This is a genomic window from Paenibacillus sp. FSL K6-1558 (genome assembly GCF_038002565.1).
GTDB lineage: Bacteria > Bacillota > Bacilli > Paenibacillales > Paenibacillaceae > Paenibacillus > Paenibacillus polysaccharolyticus.
In genome coordinates, this window is record NZ_JBBOCV010000001.1 from 5,970,206 (window position 1) to 5,984,890 (window position 14,685).

At 43.9% G+C, this 14,685-nt stretch carries 15 protein-coding genes; 9 read left to right on the top strand and 6 right to left on the bottom strand.

The features are described 5' to 3' along the window. Window positions 1-121 precede the first annotated feature (121 nt). Together MHI38_RS25915 and MHI38_RS25920 are read right to left on the bottom strand one after the other, a co-directional pair. A complete protein-coding gene (locus MHI38_RS25915) occupies window positions 122-772 on the bottom strand; it encodes a nitroreductase family protein (RefSeq protein ID WP_090920378.1) in 651 nt (216 codons plus the stop codon). A 24-nt stretch (window positions 773-796) separates the two neighbouring features. Beyond that, window positions 797-1,216 carry a MarR family winged helix-turn-helix transcriptional regulator gene (locus MHI38_RS25920; protein WP_090920382.1) on the bottom strand — a complete coding sequence of 140 codons (420 nt, stop codon included), beginning with the start codon at window positions 1,214-1,216 and terminating at the stop codon, window positions 797-799. Window positions 1,217-1,644: 428 nt separating this feature from the next. On the opposite strand from MHI38_RS25920, the gene MHI38_RS25925 reads away from it, so the two are divergent. The 5 genes from MHI38_RS25925 to MHI38_RS25945 all read left to right on the top strand — a co-directional run bounded on the left by MHI38_RS25925 (window position 1,645) and on the right by MHI38_RS25945 (window position 7,626). Beyond that, a complete protein-coding gene (locus MHI38_RS25925) occupies window positions 1,645-3,246 on the top strand; it encodes an AraC family transcriptional regulator (protein ID WP_341181851.1) in 1,602 nt (533 codons plus the stop codon). 109 nt (window positions 3,247-3,355) lie between these two features. After that, on the top strand, window positions 3,356-4,339 hold the full coding sequence (locus MHI38_RS25930) for an ABC transporter substrate-binding protein (protein ID WP_154886667.1): 984 nt from the start codon (window positions 3,356-3,358) through the stop codon (window positions 4,337-4,339). Next, entirely contained in the window at window positions 4,340-5,191 is an 852-nt protein-coding gene (locus MHI38_RS25935; RefSeq protein WP_341181852.1) for a (2Fe-2S)-binding protein, read from the top strand. 367 nt (window positions 5,192-5,558) lie between these two features. Beyond that, a complete protein-coding gene (locus tag MHI38_RS25940) occupies window positions 5,559-6,986 on the top strand; it encodes an NAD(P)/FAD-dependent oxidoreductase (RefSeq protein ID WP_341181853.1) in 1,428 nt (475 codons plus the stop codon). 133 nt (window positions 6,987-7,119) lie between these two features. Beyond that, window positions 7,120-7,626, top strand: coding sequence for a hypothetical protein (locus MHI38_RS25945; RefSeq protein WP_154983076.1), 507 nt, complete (start codon window positions 7,120-7,122; stop codon window positions 7,624-7,626). A gap of 86 nt (window positions 7,627-7,712) precedes the next feature. On the opposite strand, the gene MHI38_RS25950 is transcribed toward MHI38_RS25945, so the two are convergent. Both MHI38_RS25950 and MHI38_RS25955 read right to left on the bottom strand, forming a co-directional pair. Further along, a complete protein-coding gene (locus MHI38_RS25950) occupies window positions 7,713-8,135 on the bottom strand; it encodes a G1 family glutamic endopeptidase (RefSeq protein WP_341181854.1) in 423 nt (140 codons plus the stop codon). Then, on the bottom strand, window positions 8,132-8,395 hold the full coding sequence (locus tag MHI38_RS25955; RefSeq protein WP_341181855.1) for a G1 family glutamic endopeptidase: 264 nt from the start codon (window positions 8,393-8,395) through the stop codon (window positions 8,132-8,134). The genes MHI38_RS25950 and MHI38_RS25955 overlap by 4 nt, the downstream gene beginning before the upstream one ends. A gap of 189 nt (window positions 8,396-8,584) precedes the next feature. Here MHI38_RS25955 and MHI38_RS25960 point away from each other — a divergent pair, with 189 nt between their 5' ends. From MHI38_RS25960 to MHI38_RS25975, 4 genes are all read left to right on the top strand, one after another. Continuing rightward, on the top strand, window positions 8,585-9,331 hold the full coding sequence (locus MHI38_RS25960; protein ID WP_341181856.1) for a DeoR/GlpR family DNA-binding transcription regulator: 747 nt from the start codon (window positions 8,585-8,587) through the stop codon (window positions 9,329-9,331). Window positions 9,332-9,333: 2 nt separating this feature from the next. Continuing rightward, on the top strand, window positions 9,334-10,245 hold the full coding sequence (pfkB, locus tag MHI38_RS25965) for a 1-phosphofructokinase (protein WP_154886658.1): 912 nt from the start codon (window positions 9,334-9,336) through the stop codon (window positions 10,243-10,245). A gap of 85 nt (window positions 10,246-10,330) precedes the next feature. After that, window positions 10,331-12,301, top strand: coding sequence for a PTS fructose transporter subunit IIABC (locus MHI38_RS25970; protein ID WP_090920412.1), 1,971 nt, complete (start codon window positions 10,331-10,333; stop codon window positions 12,299-12,301). 259 nt (window positions 12,302-12,560) lie between these two features. Then, entirely contained in the window at window positions 12,561-13,349 is a 789-nt protein-coding gene (locus MHI38_RS25975; protein ID WP_154886656.1) for a class I SAM-dependent methyltransferase, read from the top strand. Between the two features lie 18 nt (window positions 13,350-13,367). Here MHI38_RS25975 and MHI38_RS25980 read toward each other — a convergent pair whose 3' ends face one another. Together MHI38_RS25980 and MHI38_RS25985 are read right to left on the bottom strand one after the other, a co-directional pair. Next, window positions 13,368-13,505, bottom strand: coding sequence for a hypothetical protein (locus tag MHI38_RS25980; RefSeq protein WP_341181857.1), 138 nt, complete (start codon window positions 13,503-13,505; stop codon window positions 13,368-13,370). A 23-nt stretch (window positions 13,506-13,528) separates the two neighbouring features. Next, window positions 13,529-14,668 (bottom strand): zinc-dependent alcohol dehydrogenase, encoded by a 1,140-nt coding sequence (locus MHI38_RS25985; protein WP_154886654.1) that lies wholly within the window; start codon window positions 14,666-14,668, stop codon window positions 13,529-13,531. Window positions 14,669-14,685 lie beyond the last annotated feature (17 nt).

Here is a 14,685-nt window from a genome sequence, read left to right on the forward strand (position 1 = left end):
GTTGTGACCTCCAGATAGTTGTATGTTTACAAATAGATTTAATCAATACAAGACAATAACGTTATGTGTTTCATCTTAAGAAGCAGATTGAGCAATTTATAATAAACGCGGTTGTACTCGCTTAAGCCCAAGTTGTGATCGTATCTACAGGCAGACGATAAGATGGGTGACCTTCTTTGGCAGATTTACCAATCGAGATCAGCATAACCGGTTGATAACGGTCTTTATCCATGCCGAATGTCTCAGCAATTTGAGCTTTTTCGTATCCGCCAATTGGGTTTGTATCGTAACCGTGGGCACGTGCAGCCAGCATCAATTGCATGGAAGCCAGACCAGCATCGATCAGGTTAACGTCACGCAGATCGGAAGCAGGCATATTGTCGTAATAAGGTTTAACCACTTTAACTTGTTGTTCAGCGATTTCTTTTGGCATAAATCCATGCTCCACAGCTTTACCAAAAATCTCTTCCAAGTACTCACCGTTTTTCATATCAATAAACACACCGATAACAGCAGCAGAAGTCAGCACTTGATTTTGGTTGAATTTTGCAAGTGGTGCGAGCTTTTCTTTGCCTTCAGGTGTATCAACAACAAGGAAACGCCAAGGTTGCATGTTTACGGAAGATGGAGCGCGAGAAGCTTCTGCCAAAATTTCAGTCATTTCTTCACGGCTGATTTTCACTTCTGGATCATACAATTTGACGGAACGACGACCGTACGTAATTTCGTTAAAATCATTTGTTTTTTGGAATTTGCTTTGTGTTGTAGACATGGAAATCTCTCCTCTATATATGGTTTAAAAATTGTTTTGCATACGTTCCAAGAAATCGGCCAGTGCCTGAATCTCATCTTCACTGAAACCATCCAGAATCTGATGAATATAGTTGGTTTTCTCTGCTTTATATCCTTCAATCTGTTTGCGCCCATGATCCGTGAGACGAACAAAAGTTACCCGATTATCCTCGGGATTTTTGCGTCTTGTAACCATGAGGTCAGCTTCAAGTTGTTTCAAGTGGCGAGTAATGGCAGCACTGTCGATGTTAATGATTTTCTGGAGCATAGATTGGTTGATCTCATCTACCTGATCCAGCTCGTGCAGAATTTCAAAGCGAGAGGAACTGATCCCGGTACAGCGTTCGAACTTGGGACTGATTTTGTTCCCCAGTACATTCAGCAGATTAATGATCTGCTCTTCTTTGGAAACCATACGTGTCATGACTAGACCTCCCGGGTGAATCCAATCAACAACGGCGTATGTTAACAAATAATTAAAGTTGCCAGTATACAATGCCATTGCTTCATGATTCTGTAGCTCTCTCAATCGTTGATGGATCAATAGTTGATACGTCAATCATTGATGGCTCAATTAATATAACATGTCATAGATGAGAATGCAACAGGTTGAAAAAAAGAAAAAATAGATTTTTTCAGAACCTATCTTAACGTAGATATTCATAAAAAGGAGAGGTTAATAATATAGGTTGTCCCTAAAAGAATAATTTAACTCGGTATGAGTTATATTGAGAATTATTATCATTCAAACTATAATGAAAATAAAAAATTGTCGGATTTTGCTGATGAAGAGTAAATTAGATAATTAATTTGGTGAGAAGTAGCGGCTTACCATATGGAAAGGGAGTTATCATGGAGAGGAATGGCTGGATTAAACGACTGGAACAATTATATCTTTCATCTGTTCATATCTGCCAATATGTCGGTATTTCAGGAGAAGCCCAGCACAGGGTATGGAAAAGATTCGCCGTATGCAGAGTAATGGATGGCAAAGGGACTTTGACAATTGATAACGTAATGCATACATTGTCCCGTGACGATTGGTTTGTGCTTAGTCCAGGCATGAACGTGGAGTTACAGACAGATATTGAAGCCCCTGTCCGAGTGCAACTAATCTTATTTTCCGGTGTTGAACTTGTCCGAACAAACAATGTTTGGCACACGAAGCCGCTTGATTTTCCTATTACGGGTAAGCTTCAACTTCAAACCAATAGACGAGATATTCAAGAAATGATGGATCAATTCATCTATACAAACTTTGCTGCAGCCGAATCGGATAACATAGGCAAGAAATATCTTTTGCACCAGCTACTAATTCAGTTGATGACTAATGTTAAATCGTTTGTTCAACCTCATGTTGCAATGGACTTGGCCATAGATTATATGACACATCACTATACGAAGGACATTCGAATGCATGACATGGCCCGCCTTGCAGGGCTTAGTGTGAATCATTTTATAAGAACATTCAAACGTCAGTTTGGGATAACACCGATGGATTATATTCAGAAACAACGGATGACTCGGGCCAAACAGCTATTGTTTTCTACAGATAAAATCAAGATGATCGCGGAGCAGGTCGGATACAAGGACGAGCACTATTTCAGCCGGGTATTTAAAAAAAATGAAGGTGTTGCTCCAACGTTTTATATGAAAAATAAAGTTAACCGTATTGCAACATTATACTATGGACTGGATGATGTTGTTCTAACACTCGGGTTGGAACCTGTGTCTGCTTTATCTTATGTTCAGAGAGTGACTCATCCTACCCTTATGCCTGCACATCAAGCCGATTCTCCTCAAGGACTTATTCTGGACAGTTCCGGTCAGAACTATGATAAGTTGAAGGGATTGCGGCCAGATTTAATCATTACGAGTGACCGTATGGAACCGAATGAATCTCTGCATCATATTGCTCCTACGGCTATCCTTAAACACACGAATCAAGTAGGCAAAAGTTTGCTTTATATGGCAAATATCATGGGACGGAATGAATATGCTATTCGCTGGATTGAACAGCATGCGGATTTAAGCCATGTTCTTCAAAATCGTATTCACTCCGAATGGGGAAAGCAGTCGGCAATGTTTATCCGCGTTTCCTCCGAATTCTATCGGATGTATGGATTGCATAATCAGACCGGTTCCTTGCTGTATGATGATATGGGATTACATATGCCAGAGAATTACCCAAGCGAACAGTGGGCTGTGGAGATGAACATCAATGATGTACAGCTATACAACGCGGATCATCTATTTGTTATGGTGGATCCTACAGCAGAAGCGAGAACTCAATTTCAACGTTTGATGAAATCTGATGGATGGATAACATCGAAGGCTGTACAGGAAGGTCATGTTTATGATGCAGGGGATATGTTCTTCCAAACGCTGGGTCCAACCGGGCGTGTAAGAGCTATGAAGTATGTGGCCAAGCAGCTTGGTGTTACCGTAGGGTGATATTTTACACGTAAAGAGAGTGGAATAATCCATGGAAAGCTTGTTTGCTTTTTTCTACCATAATGATAATGATTATTATTATTAAGTAGAGAAGGGGAATTAAAAAGAAATGCTAAGACAGAGAACAGCCTATATGATCTTGTTGTCCCTGCTCATGCTCGTTCTAGTAGCATGTGGTAAGTCGACAACGGAAGCAACAGATGCAACATCTTCAAAAAAGGCAACCACGGTGGAAGACAAGAGCACACAAACAATTAAACACCTAAAGGGTACTTCGGTTGTACCCAAAAAAATAGAGCGTATGGTTGTGTTATCTGCTGCTTATATTGATCACATGCTTACCATTGGTGAGAAACCTGCTGGTGTTAATGTAGAAATACGCTACGGTGGAGATTACTTGCCTTATCTGGCAGATCAGCTTCAAGGGGTTCCAACGGTAGGTTCGGCAGATAGTCCCAACCTTGAGGCCATTGTTCAGATTGATCCGGATGTGATTGTAATTGAGAGTCGAACAGCTGAAAATTCATATGATCAGTTGGAGAAAATTGCTCCTACGATTGTATTAGGTGACGATTGGATGGATTACAACGGCGATACAGAGTATTGGACTCAAGATTTACTGACTATTGCTGGAATGTACAATAAGGTTGATTTGGCTAAAGAAAAAATCGCGGAAGTAGAGCAACAAGCCGATCAACTTAAAGCTAAAATAGAGCAATTGGATCAGAAAAAACTGGCTTACCTAAGAGTAAGGGAGAAGAACCTGCAGATTTATGCGGCAACAGGTCACCCAACCAACACGCTCTTGTATCATGATCTTGGGTTTGAACCTTCTGCAGTGACACCTGCAGAACAACGTGAGGATCTGTCTATGGAGAAGATAGCAGATATCGATGCCAATTATGTTGTGCTTGAAGCAGATCCCAATGCCCAGGATTATTTAAGTAAGATGAAAGAAAGCTCACTTTGGAAAAACGTCCCGGCTGTTGTAACTGGTCAGGTCTATCAAACCGATTCCTTCTGGTTGTTTAAAGGATGGGGAGCTATAGGACGAATCGAAATATTAAATGAAATTAAAGATATGATTCAATAGATGGTACTTTATTCAGGGAATGACCGTGAAGAGATGGTGGCTCTTTTGGAATCGTCTTTTGTGACGAGTATCCGTGGGGCCGATGATTCTTCCACCTATGCTTTTGCTGCCGGTGACTTGCTGCATGATGAGAAGAGAGACTTGATATTACACCAACAAGCCATACAACAAGGACTCGATCAAGGCGGCACAGGAAGTGTAGCGGTGGGTACCCTTTTTGCCAAACGATATTCGGTATGGGTTATGGCTGTAATCTCAGCTTGCAGTTTATACGATACTGTTCTAAATATCGAGGATGATGTTGTACGAATCGAATTGAATGGCACGGGCGGCATGCGCTATGAGACCCGGATGGAAAGAAGTCTAGATAATGGTTCAGGGCTGGGGATTGGGGAAAATGTAGCTCCAACTAATGAGGTTTTGGCTCAGCGCAGGACAGAAATTAGTATGCTACGGGATCGTTTACAGCTACACTTGAGACGTATTTTCCAATCAGTTGCTGCGGCAACAGGAGCAAGCACAAGGATTATGAATGAACTGGTGGCGCATAATGTACAACAATTATTTACACGAGCGATCGAAGATCACGCGATATGGAAGACGGATAAGCGTCTTGAGCTCATTAAGCATGATGCACATGTATGGCTAGAGGAGTCAACCGATAATACATTTTTCACTCGGTTACAACGTTTTGAACATCCGGAATGGCAGGGCCCTCAGCTTCTGATCCGCAGGTATTGCTGTCTGGCGTATCAAGTGGGTAGCGGCAGTTCTGCCCATGGCTATTGTAACACTTGTCCAAAACTAGATTCAGAATCGCGATGGCGCATGCTTTTGAAATCGGATGATTAAAGAATTTGTTTTATAAAAATACAGTTACAGTCGGTGTATTTTAATCTCCGAAGGTAGCTGTTTTTTTGCGTTAGAGAGAGTTGTTTTTATGAGTGGTATACCCTGACAAGAGCGCAAGTGATCTTCAAAGAATAAAGAGTATCTCAGCGCAAATTTTAAACATAGTAATTTTCTTTAGTATAGGGAAACAAGTATCCCCAGCTTTTTTAGGTTGAATGACAATTACGTTTCTGTTAGCTTCCCCTACTGGATTTCAACTCATATAATAACGCTAATTCTATTCGGATATTGCAATGTAACCTAGAGATAAGTATGTATGAATGCAACGGAGCCTGTTCCAGATAGATCATGAAAGGGTTGGTGAAGTATGGGCCTCGAAGCTTTGAATGAACGTGTGAAGCATGATTTAGCGTATTTATGTTTTGGAGGTACCAGCTGGGTTCGTACAAGAGAGCATGCAGAGGGGCATGTCTATGATGTTGTTATTGTAGGCGGTGGACAGAGTGGCCTTGGGGCTGCATTTGGACTTTTGCGCGAACGGATCTCGAATATTCTGATTATCGACGAAAATGTGGCAGGGCAAGAAGGGCCATGGGAAACTTATGCACGGATGGTAACGTTGCGGACGCCGAAACATCTAACTTCCATTGACCTGGGTATTCCCTCTCTGACGTTTCGTGCATGGTGGGAGGCTCAGGAGGGTGTTGAGGGATGGCAGAAGATCGATAAAATTCCTCGCAGTGACTGGATGAATTATTTGCGTTGGTATCGGGAAATCCTGGACCTTCCAGTACAGAACGAATTTAAGTTGAACCTCATTGAACCTGGGCAGGATGGAATTCATCGTCTACATGTAACCGAACAAGGAATTCGTGAAAAGCACATTTTGGCTCGGAAAGTTGTGCTTGCAACGGGTATTCAAGGAGGCGGCGAGTGGCATGTACCCTCACTGATCTCAGATCATCTGCCGCGAGAGTTGTATGCCCATACTTCAGAAATGATTGATTTTGAACGGTTAAAAGGAAAAAAGGTTGCAGTGCTCGGCGGTGGAGCCTCAGCTTTTGATAATGCAAACCACGCGCTATCCTCAGGTGTGGCTGAAGCTCATGTTTTTGTCAGACGTGAACAATTACCACGAGTCAATCCGATTCGCCAAATGGAACAATCCGGCATGATCGAGCGGTTTCACGCTTTACCTATAGCTGATAAGTATCAGGTGATATCTCACTTTTTCAAATATAATCAGCCACCTACCAATGATACGTTCAACCGGGCCGCATCTTGGCCTGGATTCGAGTTGCATCTGGACTCACCATGGTTAAGCGTGCAAGCTACGGATCAAGGAGCAAAGGTTGAAACGGCACATGGAATTTATACGTTTGATTTTCTTATTGTAAGCACAGGTCTGCTCAGCGATCCCGCTCTTCGTCCCGAACTGCAACTCGTGGAACAGCACATTGCTCGCTGGCAAGATTGTTACGAAGCCCCGCTGGAAGTTCGAAATGTGCTACTTGATGCACACCCCTTTTTAAGCCCTGGATTTGCAATGACCAGTAAAAGTGAACAGGGAAAAACGCTACTGCATGGCTTGTTTATATTCAATTATTCTGCACTGGCCAGTTGTGGATTGTCTGCTTCAGCGATATCGGGCACCAGAAGTGCCATCCCCAAACTGGTTGCAGGTATAGCTGATCAATTGTTCCTCGATGACCGGGAGGAGACACTTCGTGGGTTTTATGATTACAATGAGCTGGAATTTACGGAGACATGGGTGAAACGCCGGGTTCTTGGCTGAGGCGATCATATGATATATTTCGTGCAGCGATGGGATGCTGTACGTTTTTTTTGTTTTTTTACATTGTGACTTACACTCGGTGTCGATTTATTGTAAAATGTCGTTTGGATCATGTTAAAGGCAGGGATAAAAAATGGAACAAAAGAAACAAATAAAACAAATGAATTATGAGCAATTCAGGGCTCATGTGAAAAAGGCATCACGTATACGCAATGTACCTCTAATTAAAATTGTGGCATTTCAAGAGAAATTTATGAAAATTGAGGAAATACAGTTCTATGATGTGGAGCAAAATTATATGAGTGTACAGGCCTGTAATACGTTGTGGATGAACCTTGAGAACAAATCATTCCGTAATATGGTGTCCCAACCATTACAGGTCTATCGGCAGATGCCCAATCTTGGGCGGCTTTCTTTCGAAAATCTGATCCGTGAATTATATGATACTGCTGTCCCCATCTTGATGGATTATGACCCTGATGAATATTACACCCTAGAACAGTTAATTGAGATCCTGGCAACGGATGAGGAGAAGCTAATCGAGCAACTGGAGATGGGAAGATTCAAGGGTGCTTTTATTAATGAAGAAGGAAAATGGCTCAAACCCAAACCGGAAGTGGAAAGCGCGGAGTTATTGTAGAAATAAGCCGTATTATACAAAAACGTCAAAATCCTGCAGCACTGCCACCAGAAGGGCGATAGTTGCAGGATTTTTAATGACAAGTCTTAATGAGCACGACGAACTACAAATCCATCTCTGCAACAATTGGGAGATCCAGGTATCGATAAGATACGCTGGCCCTGAATCAGGATTCCTTTATCTCTAGTATAGAAGGCAGGAGGGCGGCAGTTCAGACGACAGTTTCTGAAAGCAACTGGACTAAGACGAGACATGGAGGCAATGGAACCACCTACGGAGGGAGCCTCAACGATCCATTCGGCAGAGCTTTGAGGGCCTGTATATCGTTGAATGGTTCGGAAAGTCCAGCCTTTAGTGAGGTTGATCAAGCTAATGCACCAGGAATGGCGAGTTAACTTCGTAATGATACCGCGCATGCAGTCACCTGGGCTTACTGGGTTGGGAATCATGGTTTCGGTTGCCGGAAGAATCTCCCACCAGGCATAATAGACGGGTTTGCCTTGTATCAATCGTGGGCTGTTCCCGTCTGAATCAGATCTGTGTTTGCGAAGCCGTCAATGCCAATCCATGCAGAGGAATACGAATTGCGGGAGGAAGGAAGAACATATGGTACAGTCCAATCAGCAGAAATCCGCCGATAGGGATGAGTTGTTTTTCTTTTTGCGTAACCGCTCCAATTGAAGGAAATCCAGCCCGAACGCGGGCGTGAAGATTCTTTGGTTGGATGTAACACACAGGGTTTCCGTCGTTTGATTGTACGGTCTGACATTGAAGTCATCACCTCTCCGTTGTAGGGACTAGGTTATCAGATGCGTACTATGGACTATTGGATAGGGACACTTGGACAAGAAAATAAGTCGAACGGTGAAAGTTTTTGAAGGTTTTCGAATTATTTTGAATGAAAATGATTGTTTTTTACGGGATTTATGATACTATAGAAGCAGTTGGAGGAATGCATATGCTGACTGAAGAACGATATGCTGCAATTGTAGAGCGCTTACATTTACAGGGAATTGTGAAGTTGCAAGAGCTTGTTGATGTGTTGGGTGTTTCTGAATCCACGATTAGAAGAGATTTGATTGATCTGGAAAGCCGTCAGATGCTCAAACGTATTCATGGTGGTGCTTCACTGGTGAATGAAAAGTCATTAGAACCAGGCATGGAGGAGAAAACGTTCAAAAACATTCCACAGAAGACAGTGATTGCCCGTCTGGCAGCGCAGGAAATCCAGAACGGGGAGTGCATTTATCTAGATGCCGGCACAACAACACTCGCTATGATCCCTTTTATAGAAGCCAGGGATGTAACCGTGGTCACCAATGGACTATCCCATGTGGAGGCGCTGGTAAGCAAACGAATTCGCAGTTACTTGCTGGGTGGCATGATGAAAATTCATACCAAAGCGGTGATCGGCAGTATCGCGCTACAGAACATGGACAATTTCCGATTTGACAAGTGTTTTCTAGGAAGTAACGGAGTAGATCCGGAAATGGGGTATACAACTCCTGATCCAGAGGAAGCCTTGATTAAGAGGCGTGCACATCAATTGTCAGGGAAATCTTATGTGCTGGCTGATTCCAGCAAAATCGGGGATATTACTTTTGCCAAATTGTTTGATTTGGAGGAGGCAGATTTGATTACGGAGCGAATGCCTGAACATTGGCGTGCAGTAATCACCCAGAAAACTAAAATAATTGAGGGATAGCGATGATATATACGATAACACTCAACCCGTCCATTGATTACATCGTCGAAGTGCACGATTTGAAGCTCGGCGGACTTAACCGCATGAATCGGGATTTGAAATTACCTGGCGGGAAAGGCATTAACGTTTCCAGAATTCTGAATCAACTCGGTGCTGCGAACACAGCTATTGGATTTTTGGGTGGGTTCACGGGACGTTTCATCAATGACAAGTTGCAGGAGGATGCGATTCAAACGGATTTTGTCACCATTGCAGATGATACTCGCATCAACATTAAGCTGAAGCACGGGGATGAGACAGAAATTAACGGTCTTGGACCAGCGATTCGTACAGAAGAGGCAGAGCAATTACTGAATAAACTATCTTCCTTGCAAAAAGGAGATATCGTCATTCTCTCTGGTAGCGTTCCGCCATCACTTGGTTCAGATTTCTATGATCGGCTTATTCATGTATGCAAACAGACAGAAGCCGAGTTTGTTATTGATACAACAGGGCCTGCTCTGATGGAAGCACTCGTTCACCAGCCGCTGCTGGTGAAGCCGAACCATCATGAACTAGCTGAATTGTTTGGCGTAACCATCGAAACACGTGAGGAATTGGTTTCTTACGGACGTAAATTGCTCGAAGCAGGTGCCAAACATGTGTTGATCTCCATGGCTGGAGAAGGAGCATTGTTCATCACCGAGAAGAATGTCTATCACGCAACTGTACCCAAAGGGACTGTTAAAAATTCGGTTGGTGCTGGTGATTCGATGATTGGCGGATTTGTTGGTACCTATGTGTTGCAAGGAGACTTGCTTGAAGCATTCCGTACAGGGGTAGCTTCCGGCAGTGCGACAGCTTTCTCAGATGACCTCGCTACACGTGAGTTTATTGACGAATTGCGTAATCAGGTGACGATTACAACGCTTTAATTACCTTAATTACCTTAATTACCTTGAATAACTGATATAAGGCCTGCCATGTGCAGGCCGACTGAACTTAAGGGAGTGTTCCAAGATGAAAATCACTGACTTAATGATCCAGGAAACGATGATTATGGATCTGCAAGCAACAACCAAAGACGAGGCGATCGACGAACTGATTGCAAGTCTTAACCAGAGTGGACGTATTAATGATCCAGCATTGTTTAAAGAAATGATCTACAAAAGAGAAGCCGAGTCCAGCACTGGCATCGGCGGCGGTATTGCTATGCCACACGCAAAAACCAAAGCGGTCAATGAACCAACAGTCGTTTTTGCAAAAAGTAAACAGGGTTTGGACTTTGAAGCATTGGATGACGAGCCTGCTCATATCTTCTTCATGATTGCAGCACCAGAAGGCGCAGGCAATACACATCTCCGCACACTAGCGGCTCTTTCAAGGCTGTTGGTTGATAGCGATTTCATCGCTGAGCTGATGAACACGAATACGCCGCAAGAAGTTAGCGCTTTGTTTGATGCGAAACAAGCTGAAGCTGCGGAGAAGGAAGCTGCGAAAGAGAAGGCTAAAGCAGAGAGAGTAGCTCAAGCATCTTCGACTGAAAGTGGTGCTAACAACGTGAAAAACAACTCCGGTGTCATTGTTGGAAACGCCAATACAGAAGAATTTGTTGTTGCTGTTACAGCATGTCCAACGGGGATTGCCCATACATTTATGGCTGAGGATGCTTTGAAGAAAAAAGCCCAAGAGATGGGCATCAACATTCGTGTTGAGACCAATGGTTCCGAAGGCGCACAAAACGTATTGACAGCTGATGAGATCGCTCGTGCCAAAGGGGTTATCATTGCAGCTGACAAAAACGTCGAGATGGCTCGTTTTGACGGTAAACCTGTGTTGCAAAGACCGGTAAGTGACGGTATTCGTAAATCCGAAGAACTGATCCGCAAGGCGGTTAACGGCGATGCACCAATCTATCGTAGCCAAGGTGGAAAAGCGAGCGATGAAGGTGCAGGCGATAGCAAGACAAGCGTGGGAAGCAAAATTTACAAAGATTTGATGAACGGGATTTCACACATGCTGCCATTCGTTGTCGGCGGTGGTATCCTGCTTGCGATCTCCTTCTTGTTTGAACAACTTGCAAGTCCTGACAATCCGATCGTGCAATTGCTGCAAACGATTGGTGGAGGAACAGGCGCGTTCCATTTCCTGATTCCTATACTTGCCGGATTTATTGCGATGAGTATTGGTGACCGCCCAGCCCTGATGCCTGGTATGGTTGGTGGATTGATGGCTGTAAACTCCAATGCCGGTTTCCTTGGTGGTTTAGCTGCCGGTTTCCTTGCGGGTTATGTTGTTATTGGATTGCGTAAAGCGCTAAAAGGTCTTCCAAAAGCGATTGACGGCTTGAAACCGATCCTGCTCTATCCGGTCCTTGGTTTGCTGATCGTTGGTACGATTGCTTATTACATTTTTGATCCGGTTTTCGGAGCTTTGAACACATGGCTTGTAGATGCACTGGGTAACCTGGGAACAGGTAACAAAGTATTGCTTGGTTTGTTGCTCGGCGGTATGATGGCGATTGATATGGGTGGTCCGTTTAACAAAGCGGCTTATACCTTTGCGATTGGTGTATTTACATCCAGCGGAAACACAGACGGGGCATGGATGGCAGCGGTTATGGCAGGTGGTATGGCTCCTCCACTCGCGATTGCCCTTGCAACAACGTTCTTCAAATCCAAATTCACGGAGCAAGAGCGTAAATCCGGTCTAACAAATTATGTACTCGGTCTTTCCTTTATTACAGAAGGTGCAATTCCATTTGCAGCGGCTGACCCACTTCGTGTACTGACCTCCTGTATTATTGGTTCTGCGGTAGCAGGTGGACTTACTCAGCTGTGGAGCATTAATGTTCCCGCTCCGCACGGTGGTGTCTTTGTAGCTCTCTTGGCTAACCACACCATATTGTTCCTGCTCGCGGTTGTTATTGGTTCTGTCATCTCGGGTCTCATTCTGGGATTGTGGAAAAAATCACCTACACTTGTTAAATAATAAAATAGGTTAATTTAAGTTCAGGTGAACTTGCTGTACCAATGGTAAAACGATTATCAACTCTAGGCATCCCTCCAGTGAAATTTTCATTGAAGGGATGTTTTTTTTGTGTTTTTTGTTTCGTTTGGATAGGGGGTATGATATGATGATTCTAGACTAAATGAAACTCGGTTTCACTAGATGGAACTTTGGGGATGACGGAAAGTAAAATCAAGGATATATTCGTAAGATATGTCCGAGAGAAAGAGGAGGAATCAAAATGGAGAAGGATCAGATCAAAAATCAGATGCGGAAGCAATTTTCTCAGAATGCCGAGCATTATGTCACAAGTGAAATTCATGCACAAGGTGAGGACCTTGCGTTGCTCGTTGCATCATCTCAGGCGGCAGAACATATGAGTGTGCTGGATATAGCAACGGGTGGAGGACATGTCGCGAATGCGCTTGCTCCGCTGGTAAGTCGCGTGACAGCCCTCGATCTGACTGAAGGAATGTTAGAGGTGGCTGCACGTTTTATCCAGGGCAATGGTCATGAAAATGTGGATTTTGTAACGGGAGATGCTGAGCATATTCCTTTTCCGGACAATAGCTTTGATCTGGTGACCTGCCGGATTGCAGCACATCATTTTCCGGATGTATCCTCGTTTGTTTCCGAGGCTTATCGGGTGACCAAACCTGGCGGCCGATTATTGTTTATTGACAATGTGGCTCCCGAGCAGGATGAACTAGATCGTTTCTACAACGACATAGAGAAAAGGCGTGACCCAAGTCATGTTCGGGCATGGCGGAAAACAGAATGGATTGGACTTTTGGAACGTATGGGGTATCGGGTTGAAACGATGGTTTCTTTTGCAAAAAAATTTCATTTTGATGATTGGTGCACACGTGCATCCCTCTTTGGAGAAGGGCGGCTGGAGCTTGAAGCAAGAATGCTACATGCGACGGGAAAGGTGAGAAGTTATTTTAATATCGTGGAGAAAGAGCAGGATGAAATTCTCAGCTTTGAAGGAGAAAGTGTGTATATCCAGGCAATCAAGCGTGGAGTGTGAGAGGGGAAGAGGCACGGTTCATATCCTAAAGAATAAAGAAACTTCAAAAGCAAAAAGCAGACCTCTCTTGTAAGAGAAGCCTGCTTTTATTTTTATTCCTGGTCTTGTTGCCTTCATTGTATTGCCAAAAGAATGAGCCTGTAATGTAGTATCCATTACCAAAGCTTTCCTTCGTTCATTCAGGGTTTTAAAATGACCTTGGTGCATTCATCTTCGTGGTCATTAAATATCCGGTAAGCCTCGCTCGCGTTATCCAGTGATACACGGTGTGAGATAATCTCAGTTGGATCAAATTCACCGGCTGTAATTTTACGGAATAGTTCGGGCATATAATGAATAACAGGAGCTTGTCCCATTTTAATGTTGATGTTACGCTCAAACAGGTTTCCCAAAGGAAACATATTATAGGAGGAGCCATATACGCCTGTAAGCTGTAGTGTTCCAAACTTGCGCACGGCTTTCATGCCGATTTCGATGGCACTCAGCGCCCCGCCATGGAGTTTTAGCTTCTGACCGATCTCTTCCAGCATGGACTTTTTGCCATCCATGCCAACACAGTCAATAACAACATCTGTTCCACCCTGAGTGATCTCGCGGATATGCTCACCCATATCATCATGCTCTTCAAAATTAAAAACCTCTACGTCATTCATACGTTTAGCCTTATCTAGTCGATAAGGCAGACGATCCACGGCAATAACCCGCTTGGCTCCTTTCATCCAGGCAAACTTTTGCGTCATTAGCCCAATAGGGCCACTGCCGAGTACAGTGACGGTATCCCCAGGCTTGACGCCAGCATTTTCAACACTCCAGTATGCCGTCGGCAACACGTCGGAAAGGAACAATAATGCCTCGTCTTCCAGCTCACAGGATTCGGGAATGACAAATGGAGTGAAGTTGCCGTAAGGCACTCGTAGCAGTTCAGCCTGACCGCCCGGATGACCACCATATCGCTCGGTGAACCCGAAGTACCCCCCGGTATGAATATCAGGATTTCCATTGGATTTGTCACATTGACTCTCCATATCGTGGTTACAGTAGAAGCATTGACCGCAAGCGATGTTAAAAGGCAGGACGACTCGATCCCCTTTTTTGACTCGCGTAACCTCAGGTCCGACCTCTTCCACAATGCCCATCGGTTCATGACCGATCACATAGTCTTTTGCAGCAGGTAGCGCGCCTTGATAGATATGCAAATCCGATCCACAGATCGCCGTTGAAGTAATACGAACGATAATGTCATCATGCTGTTGCAGTGCCGGATCTTCGACCTGTTTCACCTGAATGTCCTTGATGCCCTGAAACGTAACGGCTTTCATCTTCATATTCCTCCTTG

Bases quoted from the DNA above. Each gene is read 5' to 3' on its own strand.
- MHI38_RS25935 (WP_341181852.1), top strand. From the start codon at position 4,340: ATGGTACTTTATTCAGGGAATGACCGTGAAGAGATGGTGGCTCTTTTG.
- MHI38_RS25970 (WP_090920412.1), top strand. From the start codon at position 10,331: ATGAAAATCACTGACTTAATGATCCAGGAAACGATGATTATGGATCTG.
- MHI38_RS25960 (WP_341181856.1), top strand. From the start codon at position 8,585: ATGCTGACTGAAGAACGATATGCTGCAATTGTAGAGCGCTTACATTTA.
- MHI38_RS25915 (WP_090920378.1), bottom strand. From the start codon at position 772: ATGTCTACAACACAAAGCAAATTCCAAAAAACAAATGATTTTAACGAA.
- MHI38_RS25940 (WP_341181853.1), top strand. From the start codon at position 5,559: ATGGGCCTCGAAGCTTTGAATGAACGTGTGAAGCATGATTTAGCGTAT.
- MHI38_RS25925 (WP_341181851.1), top strand. From the start codon at position 1,645: ATGGAGAGGAATGGCTGGATTAAACGACTGGAACAATTATATCTTTCA.
- pfkB (WP_154886658.1), top strand. From the start codon at position 9,334: ATGATATATACGATAACACTCAACCCGTCCATTGATTACATCGTCGAA.
- MHI38_RS25930 (WP_154886667.1), top strand. From the start codon at position 3,356: ATGCTAAGACAGAGAACAGCCTATATGATCTTGTTGTCCCTGCTCATG.
- MHI38_RS25975 (WP_154886656.1), top strand. From the start codon at position 12,561: ATGGAGAAGGATCAGATCAAAAATCAGATGCGGAAGCAATTTTCTCAG.
- MHI38_RS25980 (WP_341181857.1), bottom strand. From the start codon at position 13,505: ATGGATACTACATTACAGGCTCATTCTTTTGGCAATACAATGAAGGCA.
- MHI38_RS25920 (WP_090920382.1), bottom strand. From the start codon at position 1,216: ATGACACGTATGGTTTCCAAAGAAGAGCAGATCATTAATCTGCTGAAT.
- MHI38_RS25985 (WP_154886654.1), bottom strand. From the start codon at position 14,668: ATGAAAGCCGTTACGTTTCAGGGCATCAAGGACATTCAGGTGAAACAG.
- MHI38_RS25945 (WP_154983076.1), top strand. From the start codon at position 7,120: ATGGAACAAAAGAAACAAATAAAACAAATGAATTATGAGCAATTCAGG.
- MHI38_RS25955 (WP_341181855.1), bottom strand. From the start codon at position 8,395: ATGTCAGACCGTACAATCAAACGACGGAAACCCTGTGTGTTACATCCA.